The 16,084-nt window shown below is 28.8% G+C and carries 14 protein-coding genes; 11 read left to right on the forward strand and 3 right to left on the reverse strand.

All coding sequences use genetic code 11. The features are described from left to right. Positions 1–230 precede the first annotated feature (230 nt). From BD821_RS04165 to BD821_RS04185, 5 genes are read left to right on the forward strand one after another with little or no spacing between them, the layout of a single operon-like run. Positions 231–851 carry an energy-coupling factor transporter transmembrane component T gene (locus BD821_RS04165; protein ID WP_169993964.1) on the forward strand — a complete coding sequence of 207 codons (621 nt, stop codon included), beginning with the start codon at positions 231–233 and terminating at the stop codon, positions 849–851. 1 nt (position 852) lies between these two features. Beyond that, positions 853–2,556, forward strand: coding sequence for an ABC transporter ATP-binding protein (locus BD821_RS04170; RefSeq protein ID WP_104409450.1), 1,704 nt, complete (start codon positions 853–855; stop codon positions 2,554–2,556). Then, positions 2,553–3,239: an ECF transporter S component gene (locus BD821_RS04175; RefSeq protein ID WP_029452812.1), complete on the forward strand. Its 687-nt coding sequence runs from the start codon at positions 2,553–2,555 to the stop codon at positions 3,237–3,239. Before BD821_RS04170 ends, BD821_RS04175 begins: the two co-directional genes overlap by 4 nt. Positions 3,240–3,296: 57 nt before the next feature. Next, the gene (locus tag BD821_RS04180) at positions 3,297–5,171 is read left to right on the forward strand and encodes a DUF4430 domain-containing protein (RefSeq protein WP_104409451.1); all 1,875 of its coding nucleotides are present in this window, start codon (positions 3,297–3,299) and stop codon (positions 5,169–5,171) included. A 16-nt stretch (positions 5,172–5,187) separates the two neighbouring features. Beyond that, the gene (locus tag BD821_RS04185; RefSeq protein WP_146076374.1) at positions 5,188–5,901 is read left to right on the forward strand and encodes a DUF4430 domain-containing protein; all 714 of its coding nucleotides are present in this window, start codon (positions 5,188–5,190) and stop codon (positions 5,899–5,901) included. 284 nt (positions 5,902–6,185) lie between these two features. Here the strand turns inward: BD821_RS04185 and BD821_RS04190 are convergent, their stop codons facing one another. The 3 genes from BD821_RS04190 to BD821_RS04200 all read right to left on the reverse strand — a co-directional run bounded on the left by BD821_RS04190 (position 6,186) and on the right by BD821_RS04200 (position 9,458). Beyond that, positions 6,186–6,914: a type 1 glutamine amidotransferase gene (locus tag BD821_RS04190; RefSeq protein ID WP_104409453.1), complete on the reverse strand. Its 729-nt coding sequence runs from the start codon at positions 6,912–6,914 to the stop codon at positions 6,186–6,188. A gap of 18 nt (positions 6,915–6,932) precedes the next feature. After that, positions 6,933–8,297 carry a Mur ligase family protein gene (locus BD821_RS04195; protein WP_104409454.1) on the reverse strand — a complete coding sequence of 455 codons (1,365 nt, stop codon included), beginning with the start codon at positions 8,295–8,297 and terminating at the stop codon, positions 6,933–6,935. A gap of 78 nt (positions 8,298–8,375) precedes the next feature. Next, positions 8,376–9,458, reverse strand: coding sequence for a hypothetical protein (locus BD821_RS04200; protein ID WP_104409455.1), 1,083 nt, complete (start codon positions 9,456–9,458; stop codon positions 8,376–8,378). Positions 9,459–9,715: 257 nt separating this feature from the next. On the opposite strand from BD821_RS04200, the gene BD821_RS04205 reads away from it, so the two are divergent. The 6 genes from BD821_RS04205 to pckA all read left to right on the forward strand — a co-directional run bounded on the left by BD821_RS04205 (position 9,716) and on the right by pckA (position 15,944). Further along, positions 9,716–10,681, forward strand: coding sequence for a type I phosphomannose isomerase catalytic subunit (locus BD821_RS04205; RefSeq protein WP_104409456.1), 966 nt, complete (start codon positions 9,716–9,718; stop codon positions 10,679–10,681). A gap of 433 nt (positions 10,682–11,114) precedes the next feature. Next, the gene (locus BD821_RS04210) at positions 11,115–11,405 is read left to right on the forward strand and encodes an SPASM domain-containing protein (protein WP_104409457.1); all 291 of its coding nucleotides are present in this window, start codon (positions 11,115–11,117) and stop codon (positions 11,403–11,405) included. Position 11,406: 1 nt separating this feature from the next. Beyond that, entirely contained in the window at positions 11,407–12,387 is a 981-nt protein-coding gene (locus BD821_RS04215) for an ATP-binding cassette domain-containing protein (protein ID WP_104409458.1), read from the forward strand. A gap of 10 nt (positions 12,388–12,397) precedes the next feature. Continuing rightward, entirely contained in the window at positions 12,398–13,180 is a 783-nt protein-coding gene (locus BD821_RS04220) for an ABC-2 family transporter protein (protein WP_169993966.1), read from the forward strand. After that, a complete protein-coding gene (locus BD821_RS04225) occupies positions 13,170–13,970 on the forward strand; it encodes an ABC transporter permease (RefSeq protein ID WP_104409460.1) in 801 nt (266 codons plus the stop codon). Before BD821_RS04220 ends, BD821_RS04225 begins: the two co-directional genes overlap by 11 nt. Positions 13,971–14,369: 399 nt before the next feature. Next, positions 14,370–15,944, forward strand: coding sequence for a phosphoenolpyruvate carboxykinase (ATP) (pckA, locus tag BD821_RS04230; protein ID WP_104409461.1), 1,575 nt, complete (start codon positions 14,370–14,372; stop codon positions 15,942–15,944). The last annotated feature ends 140 nt before the right edge of the window (positions 15,945–16,084 follow it).

The raw sequence follows: 16,084 nt of genomic DNA on the forward strand, positions 1-16,084 counted from the left end.
ATACTATGACAACAATTATTATAAATCTTATTATGCTATTTATTTCCCTGTTAACCAATAATTTTATTATATTAACATCGATACTTATATGGAATCTTACTGTAGCTTATTTATATAAGGGGTTTTATAAATACAAAAGATCCTTGCCTTATCTTTTTTCATTAGCATTAGTGACTTTAATTATAAATTCATTTTTTGTACAGGCAGGAAACACTAAATTAATAACCATTTTGGGAAGGCAGATAAATTTAGAAGTAATAGTTTATGCCCTTATAATGAGTTATAAAATACTTATAGTATTTGTTATATTTATTTCATTAGAACTTATGATAGATTCTGATAGAGCAGTTTCCTATTTTTCAAACAAATTACCAAAGACTTCACTTATGATGCTAATAGGAATTAAACTTATACCTAATATGGAAAACAGATTAAATACTCTTAAAGACATATACACTATAAGAGGACTTGATTATAAAGTAAAAGGCATAAGGGCTAGAATAAAAAGTTCCATTCCAATACTTTCAATACTCCTTGAAGATTCTTTAGAAAATTCCTTTGATATAGCAGAATCTTGTTACATAAGAGGTTCACTTAGAGGAAATAGAGGAATATACGAAAAGGAAGAATATTTTTTTAGTGATGTTTTAGTTATATCCATGTCAGTTATAAGTTTTATTAGCTACTTTATAATATCTAAATATTATAAAGTTAACTTTGATATTTACAATAATTTTAAAGAACTAAATATGATATCAGTATACTCATTAACTATAGGTAGCATAATAATATTTAGTGCTATTATAAACTTTTTCATAATAAAAAGCAGAATAACTAGAAAGGAAAACTAAAATGGATCACATTAAAATGAATAATCTGAGTTATAAGTATCCAAATGCTGTTAATAGCTCATTAAAAAATATAAATATAAATATAGAAAAAGGAGAATTTGTTTTAGTAATTGGAAAGTCAGGATCAGGTAAATCCACCTTAGCGAAGGTGATATCAGGTAGCATACCAAACTTTTATGGTGGCACGCTAAAGGGACTTCTAGAAATTGAAGGTATTAATTGTATTGATAAAATAGGTGATAAAGATCGAAGAAATGTATCAATGGTATTTCAAGATCCTGAAAAACAATTAATTATGAATAAGGTTCATAGAGAAATAGCCTTTGGGCTTGAAAATATAGGCCTTGAAACTTCTGATATTCATAAAAGACTTTGGGAATCACTTCAATTTTGTAGCCTCTTAGACTTTTATAATAGAGATATAAAAACTTTATCAGGAGGAGAAAAGCAAAAGGTGGTTATTGCCTCAGCTTTAGCTATGAGGGATGAATGCATAATATTAGATGAGCCAACATCGCAGTTAGACCCATCTTCAGCTGAGGAAATCATAAACTTAATTAAGAAAATAAATGAGGAACTAGGTGTAACAATTATAGTCATAGAACAAAGGATTGAAAGGTGGCTGGAGTTTTCTGATAAGGTAACATTTATGAAACAAGGGGAAATAGACTTTTTTGGCACTCCAGAAGACTTTTTGAATACAGATAATAGTAGTTTTATGCCTTCCTATATTGATGCTTTGAGATATATGAGTATTAAAGAAAGTCCAAAAACATTTAAAAATGCTAGAATCATCATGGAAAAACAAGTAGGTAAAAAGATAAAAATAGAAGAAATGCCTAATGAAAACAAAGGGTATAAAGAACATAAGGAAAAAAAGACGAAATCTTTAGTAGGGAAGCTTTTTTCAAAGAAAGAAAAAGAGGAAGGCGAAATAACTATTAGGGATTTAAAAGTTAATTATGATGACAAATCAGTATTAAATAATATAAACTTAAATATAAAAAAGGGAGATTTTTGTGCTTTAATTGGACCTAATGGAGCAGGTAAATCTACTTTTCTTAAGGCAATTATGAATTTAATCGAATATAAGGGAAATATAAGGTTTCAAAATAAAAATATAAAAGACCTAGATAAAAGGGGATTTTATAAAAATGTTGGGTATGTATCTCAAAACCCTAATGATTATATATCTAGAGATTCTGTATATAATGAGATTAAATTTACTTTAGATAATTACAACATAAAAGATGAGAAAAAAATAAATAAGGTTATTAAAAGACTTAATTTAGAACATTTAAAAGATAAAAACCCAAGAGATATAAGTGGCGGAGAAAGGCAAAGGCTGGCAATAGCAACGATGATAGTCTTAGAGCCTAAGGTTTTATTAATAGACGAACCCACAAGAGGACTTGATAACGAAAATAAGAAAATGCTGCAAGATATATTAAAAGAAATTAATAGACTTGGAGTAACTATAATTTTAATTACTCATGATATGGACTTTGCAGCAAGCTCAGCAAATAGATTTATAATGCTCTTTAATGGGAAAATAACTTCTGATGGTGATATGCAAAAGGTATTTAAAGAAGGGTTTTATTACACTACTACCCTACATAAACTATTTAATAATATAAATAAAAATATTTTCAATCTAGAAGACGTAAATACTTTTTACAAAAAGGACTTAAGGAGAACACTATGAAGAAGTTAATAATGATAATATCTATACTAATGCCATTTTCAATGGCTATTATAAGTCTAACATTAAAGGATTATGATAAACTTTCTTTTTACTTAACGGTATTTGTAATTGCAACCTTAGTTATAAACTTTCTATATTTAGAAAAGAGCAAAAAAGGAACTAAGGAAATAGCTCTAATAGCAACTTTAAGTGCTGTAGCAGCTGTAAGTAGGGTGCCTTTTTCAGGTATACCAGGTGTTCAGCCTACTACTTTTTTGGTGGCATTATCAGGACTTGTTTTTGGAAGTTATGAAGGATTTTTAGTAGGTAGCACAGCAGCCTTTATATCAAATATATTTTTAGGCCAAGGTCCATGGACCCCATGGCAAATGATGGCTTGGGGCATAGTTGGAGCTGTTTCAGGACTTATAGGTTTGAAAAATAAAAAGCCATCCATAGAAATGTTTGCCTTAATTTGCTTTATTTATGGATTTGCTTTTGATTGGATAATGAATATATGGCATGTTATAGGCTTTGTAAGGCCGATTAACTGGAAGACTATATTAGCTGCCTATGCAACAGGGCTTCCCTTCGACATAATGCATGCTGTAGGTAATTTTATATTTGTATTAATATTATATGATAAATTTTATAACGTATTAAATAGATATAAGGATAGGTTATATTATACTTATACTAAATAAAAATTAAAATTTAAGTAACATAAAGATTTAAAAAAATAAAAGAATGGAGTGAGTTAAATGGAAAAAGGGTTAAGAAAGTTTAATAAATATATTAGTTTATTTGTAGGAGCTATGCTACTTATATTTCAATTTGGTGCTTTAAATATAACTAAGGCATCAGAAGTAATTGGTGAAGAAGTAAGTATAAGGGTTGAAGCCCCTGATAAAACTATAATAGAAGGAACAGAAACTGGTACTACTGCCTATGAAGTTTTAGAGAAGGTTTTAAAGAAAAACAATATAAGCCTTGAGGCAGAAGATAGTCAGTATGGAAAGTTTATAAAGGGCATAAGTGGAGTTAATAGTGGAAAATTTGGCGGGTATGACGGATGGTTATACTATGTTAAAAATGGAACTAAGGTAGAGGCTGCTGGTTTATCAATAGATAGCTATAAATTAAATAAAGGCGACAATATAGTAGTTTATTATGGCAACTTTGATACCCCTTATATAAACACTATAGACTTTAACAAAGAAGTAATAAAAGAAAATGAACCATTTGAAATGATATTTTCATTCAAAAATTTTGATTATGTATCAAATAAAGATATAGTTCATCCAATAAAAAATGCTAAAGTTACTATAGATGATAAAGAATATATTACAAATGCAGAAGGAAAAATAGTAGTAGAAGCTTTAAAAAAGGGAGAACATCAATATAGTATCAGTGGATATGAAAAAGATAAACTTCCAATAGTTATAAAAGATAGAGGTAAATTTGTTATAGACAATTTAAACAAACCTCTTATATATTTTAATGATGATAACTCAATAAAAAAAGAAGAAGTAAAAAAACCAAAGGATATAAAAGGTCAACTAGAATTAACTTTAAATTATATCAAAAATAATTCATCTAATTCCTGGGCAGCTTTGTCCTTAGATAAATATGGGATTAAGTCAGATGAAGGTTATTTAAAAACTTGGGTAGAAGAGATAGAAAAAGACGGTTTAACTGAGTTAAATGCCATAGATATAGAGTCGAAAATAATGGGGGTTACGGCTTTAGGATACTCTTCTTATGATTTTGCAGGATATAACTTAGTGGAAGAGCTATATAATAGAAACCTTAGTGATTTTTATAATAATGAGGTAGCCTTTGGACTACTTGCTTATAATTATTTAGATCTTAAAGATGACTATAAGATTGGAGAAAAGGAATTAATAGAATCACTATTAAATTTAAAACTATCTTATAAAGCAGATGATAAGAACCTAGTAGGATGGACATGGTATGGTGACAAAATAGATCCAGATATGACAGCAGTTGTAATCAGCGCGCTATCACCTTATTATAGAGGAAGAGAAATAGAAGGTATAGATAATAAGAAGGTAAAGGATTCAGTGGATGAGGCTGTAAAAACTTTAGCTTTATTACAAAATGAAAATGGTGATATTTTAGGTCAATATGGTATTGCTAGTGAGACTAATTCTTTTGCTATAATAGCTCTTACCTCCCTGGGAATAAATCCTGAAGGAGAGATGTTTACTAAAGAAAAAGGTGACCTAGTGTCAGCACTTTTATCTTATAGTGGAGATAATGGACAATTTAATCATGATGATAAGTCTAAAAATAATTATATTTCTACAGAGGAAGCTTTAAGAGCTCTTATAAGTTTAGATGAGTTTAGTAAAAATGGAGTATACGATTATTATAAGGGATCTAAAGATGTTAAAAATCTTCCTTCTTTTAAGATAAAAGAAAGTGAAGAAGATAAGAGTGGTGAAATTAAAGAGACAGAAGAAATTGTAAATGATAATGTAGTACAAGACAATAAAAATGCAAATAAATCATCAGTTGATGTATTACCTAAAACAGGTAGCCTTATAAATTTTTATTCCATGATTATTGTATCTTTTGCCTTCATTATTTCAGGAATTAAAAAAATTAAATAAAGTAGAGGCGAAGTATATGAAAAAAAAGTTAGGTGTCTTAGCATTTGTAATTTTAATTAGTGTAGGTGGGATGCTTTTTTCAAAATCCTTTACTAAAGAAGAACAATTAAAATTAAGTACTAAGGGCTTAGATAGTAGCACAATATCTGAAGTAGAAGAAGCTAAAGATGAGCCTATTTTGGATGATGACCAAAAGATCACTTTAGAAGAAGAAAATAAAGATAAGTTAGAAGAAAATAAAGAAACTGTAAATGAGAAGGACAGTGTAGAAAATAAAAAGTTACAGTCTGAAACAAAGGTTTCAGAGCCTAGCAAAGAATCAAAAAGTGATATACAAAGTAGTGAAATCAAAAATAATGAAGTAAAGACTGAAACTAAAAATAACGCTAATGTAAATCCAAAGGAACCAGAAAAGAAGCAAGAACCTAATGTAAGGATAGTTAATGATATTACTGGAGAAGAGATAGCTTCTGGATATGTAAATATTGAGGGTCAGAAAGTAGAAACGGTTACTAGAAAGATTTTAAGTGATAGTGGCATAGCCCCTCCTGTTGTAAAATCCGGGTACTTTGCTAGTATGGCAGGACTTGAAGAAAGAAAGCCAGAAAAGACTAGTGGGTGGTGTTATTATGTTAATGGTGTTAAGCCAGGCATAGGGGCTTCAGCATATACGTTAAAGAGTGGTGACAAGTTAGTGTGGAAATTCCTTTTAGATGGAATTAACAATTAACTAAATTTATCCGATGTCTACCATCCGTACCACCCCTATCCTCTTCAAGGTGGGGGATGACGGCTGCTACGCCCCTGGATAAGTTCTTCTAAGACTTTGATGGAGAGGTGTATTCCTTATAAGCAAACTCCACCTGAGTCTAAGAATCACTTGATAAAGTAATAAATATTAGGAAATAGATTGGATAAAAGGTAAATAGACATAGTTAAATAAATATACTGAAATATATAAAAAGATATATAAAAAGATTGAGCTTGAATAATGTATTCAAGCTCAATCTTTTTTTATTTTTTTAAATAGTTTTTTATAATATGCTCTTTAGCTTTTAACTCTAAATCATCCTCTAAAGGAATTAATGTTATATCTTCTTTATACTTATTTTCTAAGGCAGTTAAAAGAAGTCTATCTGCAAGTTCAGGGTTTTTAGAAAGTAAAGAACCATGAAAATAAGTACAAAAGGTGTTTTTATAAATGCAACCTTCATTGCCATCCTGGCCGTTATTACCAAAGCCTTCTAGACATTTACCTAAAGGTTTTAAATCACCTATATAAGTTCTTCCAGAGTGATTTTCAAAGCCTACATAGGTTTCGTTAAAGGTTTCATTTTTTATTATAGTATTACCTATAAATCTAACATCTGAAGCTTCGCTATAAATATCTAATAAAGACAGACCTTCTAATTTAGTGCCAGAAGCTGTGGTGTAGTATTTACCAAGTAGTTGGTAGCCACCACAAATAGCTAAAAGGACCTTACCATCTTCTATATACTTAGATAAAGGATCTTTTTTATATTTAATTAGGTCATTAGATACAATGGATTGTTCATAATCCTGTCCACCACCAAAAAATACGATATCGTATTTTAGAGGATCAAATTCATCTCCTAAAGACACGTTATAGGTATTTACAGTTATATCTCTATTTGATGCTCTATATTTTAATATATCAATGTTTCCAACATCTCCATAAACATTTAAAAGATCAGGATATAGATGACATATATTAAGTTCCATATTATACTCTCCTTTATTTTACCAAAGTTTTTTTAGATATCCTTTTGAATTTAGGTGTTTTCTAAAATTAATCATAGCTGTATAGGTAGTTAGTACATATACTTTATTAGACTCACATCCTATTATATTATTTAATACTTCATCATCGCTAGCACTTAATTTAAAGTTGTCTTGATTTAAACCGCTAATTTTTAGTCTTACAGCCATATCATATTTACGATATCCGCCAATTATAACATCGCAAATAGGAAGGCTATTTAGCTTATCAAAGCTCACATCCCAAATCCAAGAAACATCTCTTCCGTCTGCATAGTTATCATTTAACAAAAATGCTATAGACATTGAATCTTTACCTAGTGATAAGGTATCGATTGCTTGGTTATATCCTGCAGGATTTTTAACTAAGATTATATTGACCTCTTTGCCCTCTATATCAATGGATTCTTGTCTTCCAAAACTTGCATCTTGTTTTAATAAAGAAGTAGAAATTATAGAATCTTCAATATTAAAAAACTTTGCTATAGAATAAGCGCACAAAGCATTATATATATTATAAGTGCCAGATTGAGGCATGAAGAACTCGTTATTATTTATAATAAAAGAAGAGCCCTTAGAGGTTAAAGTAATAATATCATCTATATGGTAATCTAAAAGAGGCCTTTTATAACCGCAATTATCGCAAAAAAAGTCACCTAAATGATTATATGTTATAAAATTATATTTGTAGGGGGATTTACATACTGTGCAAAATTTTGCATCAGCATTTAACTCAATAGTTTTATCACCTAAATTAAAGTTGTTAAATCCATAATATTTTAAAGGATTTGGTACTGATAAATTGCCTAAAAGTGATTCATCACCGTTCAATATTAAAGTTGAATTAGGAGATTTTTTTATTCCTTCTAGAATCTTTTCTAAGGTTATGTAAACTTCACCATATCTATCTAATTGATCTCTGAAAAGGTTAGTTATGCTTATTACTTCAGGCTTAATATATTCTGTTATAAACTTAACGTTAGCCTCATCAACTTCTAAAATTGCCACTTTGTCTTTTGTAGATTTTGTTTTGAAAAACTTATAATTATCTAAAAAGCAAGATACAATTCCAGGAAACATATTTGCACCAGTGTTATTAGTTATAACTTCATAACCTTGTTGTTTGAATATATTTACAGTGGCACTTGTGGTAGTTGTTTTGCCGTTGGTACCTGTTATGATTATAGTTTTATAACCCTTACTTATGACCTTTAATATATCTTTATCTAATTTTAATGCTACTTTACCTGGAAAATTACTACCACCTTGCAAAAAGCTTTTAGATATTTTTAAGATTAGTTTAGATGTAATTATACTAAAGAAAGATTTTATATTTATTTTAGACACCACCTTGAAAGAATATGTAGCTTTTAGCTTATCATTAATTAATAGTCATTTACATAAAGATAAGTTAAACTACTATTTTTATTTTTTAGTTAAAGAATTAGTGTTTGTAAAGTTAAATTTATCACTTAAAGAAAAACTTAAGTTTTTGCTGTTTTTATTTAATAGCTCAATGAGTGGTTTACCTTGATTTTTGTCACATAATTGAGGGATATACATGTTATGTGACAACTCATAATTTAATTTAAAAGGCGATACTTTAATACCAATAGAAAGAAGCTTTTTCTCAGAAAAAACAATGCTAAGTTGATACAAGGGGAGGGGAGATATTTCTTCTTCCTTAGACATTAAAGGAGGTAAGCCTTTAATTATAAATTTATTTTTATATTGGTCTATAGAGTAGTTTGTACTATCTAAATACATTACTATATCTGCGCCAGATTTTATAAGAGAGTGGCTTATTTTATTACTTTCCTTAATGTTCTCTTTTGGAGCTTTACTAACTAGGATTAAAAAGGTATCTTTAGATTTTAATTCATAGATATCTTCTTTTAAGGTTAGTAAGGAATCCTTATTCATAAGCGATTCATCATACTCAAAAAATATTATATTTATACCTTTTACATTAAGATGTAGGGCATTGTAAATGTTAAAGGCATTTGAATGCTTTAGATAATCTAAGTTAGCATTTTCCTCAATATTTGATAAATTAAGAACCTCTAAAGAAGAGTTAACACTGTTCATAAAGGGCTCATCAGCTTTTAAGGGACTACTTTTGTTAAGAGATAAGAAGGTAACTGTATCTTGGTCTACTAAACTATCTAAATTCGTTAAATATTTTAATTTACCTTTAGATGTAGTAGGTATTGCATCATTATAATTAAGTTTTCCACCTAAAGTAATAATTATCTCATCTATATTGGTACTTTTTTTTCCTTCATTATTTAAAGCATGATAGTAGGATTTTATATCTATAATGCCGCCTTTAACAGAGTATAAAGAATTATTTATAAAGTTTGATAAAGTATTAAAAGTATTTTCGCTACCTATTTTAAAAGCAAAGGAAAAACTTAGGAGTAAAAATAATGTCGTAAAAATAATGATTAATAACTTGAAAGTATAGCTAAAAACTTTTTTACCCTTTTTAGTTGGCTTTGTTGGCATATCAGTACATCACCTTTTTTATTTTATAATTTTCTTATATTAGTATATCATAGTAAATCCATGAATTGAAAGCTAAAAAAAATTAGCATTTACCTTGTATATTCAAATATACTCCAAAGGAGTGATAATGTAGAACTTATCCAGGGGCGTAGCAACCGTCATCCCTCACCTTGAAGAGGATAGGGGTGTTACGGATGGTAGCCATCGGATAAAAGATATTTAGTATGTTAAAATTAGGTTAATGAGGAGTGATATCTATGTATCCAATAAAATTTGATAATATTTACTTTGAAAAGGTATGGGGAGGTAGAGATTTAGCAGATTTTCGAAATAATTTACCTAAAGGAGATATAGGCGAGAGCTGGGATATAGCTTGTCATCCGCATGGAACAGGTATAATCTCTAGTGGAAAGTTTAAAGGTATGAAGTTTGATGAACTTATAAGTACTTTGGGAGAAAGGGTTGTAGGCACAAAGATAAGTAAAGAAAGGTTTCCTTTACTTTTAAAAATTATAAATGCAAAAGAAAACTTATCAGTACAGGTTCATCCAAATGATGACTATGCTTTAAAGGTAGAAGGGGAGTTTGGAAAAACAGAAGCTTGGTATGTTCTAGAGGCTCTTGAAGAGGCCTACATTATTGTAGGAACTAAAAATTGTACCAAAGATGAATTTAAGCAAGCTTTAAATCATGGAGATATAGAGCCTTACTTAAATAAGGTGCCAGTAAAAAAAGGAGATGTATTTTTTGTTAAAAGTGGTCTTGTTCATGCTATAGGTGAAGGTATAGTCATAGTGGAAATACAACAAAATAGTGACACTACCTATAGAGTCCATGATTATAATAGAGGCAGGGAGATACATGTAAAAAGGGCCCTAGATGTAATAGATTTTTCATTAAAAGGTGGAAAGTGCAGGGGTCTAAAAACAGAATTAAAGGGATACAATAAAACAAATTATTGTCTATCTAAGTATTTTTCTTTAGAATTATATGATGTAAATTATAAGCTAGAAGAGACAAGTGATAAAGAAAGATTCTATATATTTACTTGTGTAGAAGGAAATGTAAGCATAGTATATGAGGGTGGAAGTGAAGATATATTTAAAGGCGACAGTTTTCTTATTCCTGCAACATTAGGAGCATATTCTATAGAAGGTAGACTTTCTTTATTAAAAAGTTATGTTCCAGATGTTGAAAAGGTAAGGAAAGAAATAATTAAGTAAAAAGGTTGAAAAACTTTTTGCTTTGCGATTAAATCATAACACATTTCTACGCTGGGACTGATTTTCATAGTTTCACATATAAATAATTAGAAGTAGGAATATGCTAAAAAGTATTTCATTAAATTTTACTCTAATGAAATGCGTGTACCTGGTAATTTTTTGGACCCGGGAGATAGTTTAGGGGAACAAAGTGACCCTCTTGCTAAAGAATATAAAATACATACCGCACCTATCCCTTATAGTGGAGCTGCGGTAAATTTAGGAAGGAAAGTAATACAAAAGTTGTTTGGATTAAACGGATTTAGAAGTTTTAATTACAATTAAGAATAAAAATGAGGATGGTAAATTATAAATATATGGTGTAAAATAATGGATAACAAATTAAATAAAACAGTTGCCAATTTTTACTTGACTCAAACGTGCAGGTTCAACTATTTTAACAATTAAAGCTAATGGTAATATTATTCCATGTATTTTTCTAGAGGAAGATTTAGAGAATTACAGAATTTGTGACGAGCGTTTGAATATCATGGAAAAAAGTATAATAGATGTATGGAATAATAGTAAAATGTTTAATTATGTTAGAAGTATTGGAGTATGTGCTGAATGTGAAATTTGTAATTTATATAAAAATAATAATTGTAGTGGTGGATGTCCTGTTTCGTCAAAATATTTTACAGGAACATTTGAAGGTAAGGATGAATTCTGTTATATAGGAGGGTGAAATGGAAATTTCATTAAATAGTGTATCAAAAGAATATAGGATAATTGAAAAAGGGGACTCTCTGTTTAAAAGAAAGAAAAGAAATATTCAAGCACTTAATGATGTCTCTTTTTCTATAAAATCAGGTGAAATCTGTGGGTTAATAGGACTTAACGGAGCAGGGAAATCTACATTAACAAAGATATTATGCGGAGTACTGTCAGAAACCAGTGGGGAAATTAAATTAACTTTGGAGGGTAAAGAAGTTATAGGTGAAGAATTCAAAAAAAATATGAGTGTTATATTTGGACATAGAGGACAGCTATGGGATAATCTGCAGGTGGCGGATTCTTATGAAATTATCAGTAGAATATACGATATACCTAGAGGCGAATTTCAAAAAAGATTAAGATGGCTAGGTCAAATGCTGGAGTTAAATGATTTATTATATAGACCAGCGAGACAATTAAGTCTTGGACAGAGAATGAAATGTGAAGTAGCTGGGAATTTATTATGTATGCCAAAATTGTTATTATTAGATGAGCCAACTATTGGACTCGACATTTTAACTAAGGAAAAGATATTTGATACTATTCTAGCCATTCATAAAGAGATTGAGAATACTATTATCTTTACATCTCACGATTTAAAAGATGTGGGGAATTTATGTAATCGGATATTGATTTTAAATAAAGGGAAATTAATTTTTGATGATTCAATAAGTACGCTTTATGAAACCTATGCAAATGAATATATAATAACCTTAAAATCTCCTAACAAATTATTGAGTATAGATGAGTTATGGAGAATATTAGATGATTACCAAAAGAACATTAAAAATATAGAATATAAGGATAATAGCTTATTAATACATGTTAATAAAGAAGATAATTCAATACCTTTTAAAATTATGGAATTATTAGATAAGGAATTGGCACCTAATAATTTCGATTTATCAACTACAAACTTCGAACAAATAATTCGAAATATATATGAAGGGTAAGTATAATAAAATGAATACTTTAAAAAAACATGCAATCTGGATAAAGATGGGTTCCAAAATTCAATTTCATGATATTGGAATAATATTTGATCTGATAGTAATGGTTGTATTTAGGTATATATTTTTAAGTTTTCTTTGGAGTAGTATTTTTAAATATAATGAAATAGCTAATTGGACTATGAATAGCTATAAAATTTATATAGGCTCAAGTGTATTTTTATCATGTTTAATATCATATCCAAATATTTATTTTATGAGTTTAGATATGAGAAGCGGGAATATTGTAAATTATTTGGTAAGACCAACATACTACCCTTACCATGTGATTTACAAAAATATAGGTATAGCAGCAAGTAATATATTGATATTAGCTCCTGTTTTTATTATTTATTTATCTTTTTCAAATACAAATATAACAGGAGAGAACTTATTTTGGTTTACTTTATTAGCTATTATGGGAGTTTTTACTTATATACTATTTGATACATTAATGGGGCTATTAACCTTTTGGTTTGAGAATAGCTGGGGACTTAACATTGTAAAGCAATCGATTTTCACCTTTTTTTCAGGAAGTATGTTTCCGTTAGACTTTCTTCCAAAAGAATTAAACAATATTTTAAAATATAGTCCTTTCCCAGGAATTATTTATAGACCTACCACTATTTTAATTAATGGCAGTTATAATAATCTATTTTTCTTATTTTTACAAATAGCTTGGATTTTAATATTTCTTATACTAATTAGAGTAATTTTTAGAAGTTGTGAGAAAGATGTGATAATATATGGTGGTTAAAAAAGTATTATATAATATAAGGATAATATTTGCTTTAGTTAAATATAATTTTAAAAATTTAACTAATTATAGAAAGGATTTCTTGATTGGACTTTTTATGGTTATAATAAACATGACAATTAGCTTATCTTATATAGAAATCCTTTATAATAACATAACTAATATAGCTAATTGGAGTAAATATGAGATAATGTTAATATACGCCATAGCTTCTTTAAACATGTCCATATATAGTATCTTATATGGAAACTATAGGAACTTAAAAAGATACATTTTTAATGGAGAATTAGAAATGATGCTGACAAAACCATTAGATATTGTTCTACATTTAAGAATGAGAGAAGTTAGTATACAACCACTTGTAAATATCATAGTTTATATAACTTTATTCTTTTTTTGTTTAAAACAACTTAATAAAAGTATTACTTGTATTATCTTATTAAAGATAGTGGGGTTGTCTATTTTAGGAGTATTATTCATAGCTTCAATTGCATTGACTTCGCTTAGTATATTATTTTACACAAGATATACATATACCCCATATGATTCTATAATGACCACATTAGAATTAACAAACTATCCAATAAATATCTTTTCAGAAATAGTAAAAAATATAGTGCTTACAGTTTTCCCTATTGCTTTAATAGGATATTTACCAGCTAACACTATATTATTAAAAGATAATGTAGCTATCAATAAAATAGTAGTTATTATTATATTAATATATTATTTTATATCAAAATTAATATTTAAAACTTCAATAAAAAGATATGATGGGTTAGGGAATTAAGATAGTAAATAAAACACTATATTTTATGTAAGCACTGTGCTTCAAATAGTTACTCTGAAGTTTTGTATTAAAGTCAGCTTTAAGTGCTTATTTTCACGTAATCCTGTGTTTAAGTAGTCCATAGTGATTATTCTCTTTGTATAGTTTTCTTTAGCGATTAAATTATAACATAGAATAATCCACTATGGATTTTTTTAGCATAATGCAAGCAAGTTTCATTATATAGTTATTTTATATAATATAAAGAATATACTAATGAATGAAAAAGGTATCTTAATGAAGGAATAAATTCATTAACTCAATTTTTAAAATATAAAAACAAAATATTTATTGCAAAAAACAAACTATTGTGTGATAATTTGATTGTAAAGAGTATTATATATTATAGGGGGAATAAAGATGGGATCAAGCAGCCTAGAATATTTAAATTTAAAAGTAAAACATTCATATGAGAATTTGCCAGCGGCAAAGCTTATAGAAGACGCTTTAAAAAATGGAGAAGGATGTCTTTCTAAAAGTGGAGCATTAGTTGTTGAAACTGGCAAATATACAGGTCGTTCACCTAAAGATAGGTTTATAGTAAGGCAAAAGAGCATTGAAGATAAAATAAACTGGGGAGACACAAATCTTCCTATAAATGAAGACGTTTTCGACAATCTTTATAAAAAAGTTTTAGATTACTTAGAAGATAAAGATGCTTACATTTTTGATGGCTTTGTAGGAGCGGAAGAAAAGTACAAGCTATCTGTAAAGGCAGTATGTGAATATGCTTCTCAGGCGCTTTTTGCAAGCCAATTATTTAGAAGATACGATAGTTATGATAAAGAATTTTTAGATAAGCCTGATTTTACAGTAATTTCAGCTCCAGGATTTAAAGCTGATGGCAAAAAAGATGGAATAAACTCAGAAGCTTTTATATTGGTGAATTTTGATAAAAAGATAGTTTTGATAGGTGGAACTCAATATGCAGGAGAAATCAAAAAATCTATGTTTTCTGTTATGAATTTCTTGTTACCTTTAAAGGGAGTATTCCCAATGCATTGTTCTGCTAATGTAGGAGAAAATGAGGATGTAGCAATATTTTTTGGACTATCAGGAACAGGTAAGACTACTTTATCTACAGATCCTAAAAGAAAACTTATAGGAGATGACGAGCATGGTTGGTGGGATGAAGGCGTCTTCAATTTTGAAGGTGGTTGTTATGCAAAAACCATTAGCTTAGATAAAGACAAAGAAAAAGATATATATGAAGCTATAAGATTTGGAGCTTTATTGGAAAATGTTGTTTTAGATGAAAATAGAATCCCAAATTACGATGATGATAGCCTTACAGAAAATACTAGGGCAGCTTATAACCTAAGCCACATTGATAATATACAACCAGGTGGTAAGGGTAAAAACCCTAATACTATTATATTCTTAACAGCAGACGCTTTTGGTGTATTGCCTCCAATTTCAAAGTTATCTAAAGAGGCTGCTATGTATCATTTTATGTCTGGATATACAAGTAAGCTAGCAGGTACAGAAAGAGGAATTAAAGAACCACAAGCTACATTTTCTGCATGTTTTGGGGAACCTTTTATGTTAATGAATCCAGCGGTATATGCTAAACTTTTAGGAGAGAGAATAGATAGTAACGAAGTAGATGTATATCTTATTAACACTGGATGGTGTGGTGGCCCTTATGGAGTAGGTTCTAGAATGAAACTACCATATACAAGAGCTATGGTTACAGCAGCTATAGAGGGTGGATTAAAGGATACTAAGTGGGAAGAACACCCAATATTTAAGGTGATGATGCCAATGGAATGTAAGGGTGTTCCAAGTGAAATATTAAATCCAATTAATTTATGGGAAGACAAGGAAAGTTATAATGAAAAAGCTATAGAACTTGCTAAAAAGTTTAATAGTAATTTCAAAAAGTTTAAAGAAGTTTCAAATGATGTAGTAAAAGCGGGGCCTACTATAGAATAATATATCTATTAAACTTAAATATAAAAGTTAAAAAGTGTCTCTTCAAAAATATTTTGAAGAGACACTTTTTGTAAAAGATTTAAAAAAATCTAATTACTATAGGAAACTTTTAGCTTTTAGTATATAATTTTATCATAAAA

It is taken from the genome of Clostridium algidicarnis DSM 15099, assembly GCF_002934235.1.
Taxonomy (GTDB): Bacteria; Bacillota; Clostridia; order Clostridiales; family Clostridiaceae; genus Clostridium_L; species Clostridium_L algidicarnis.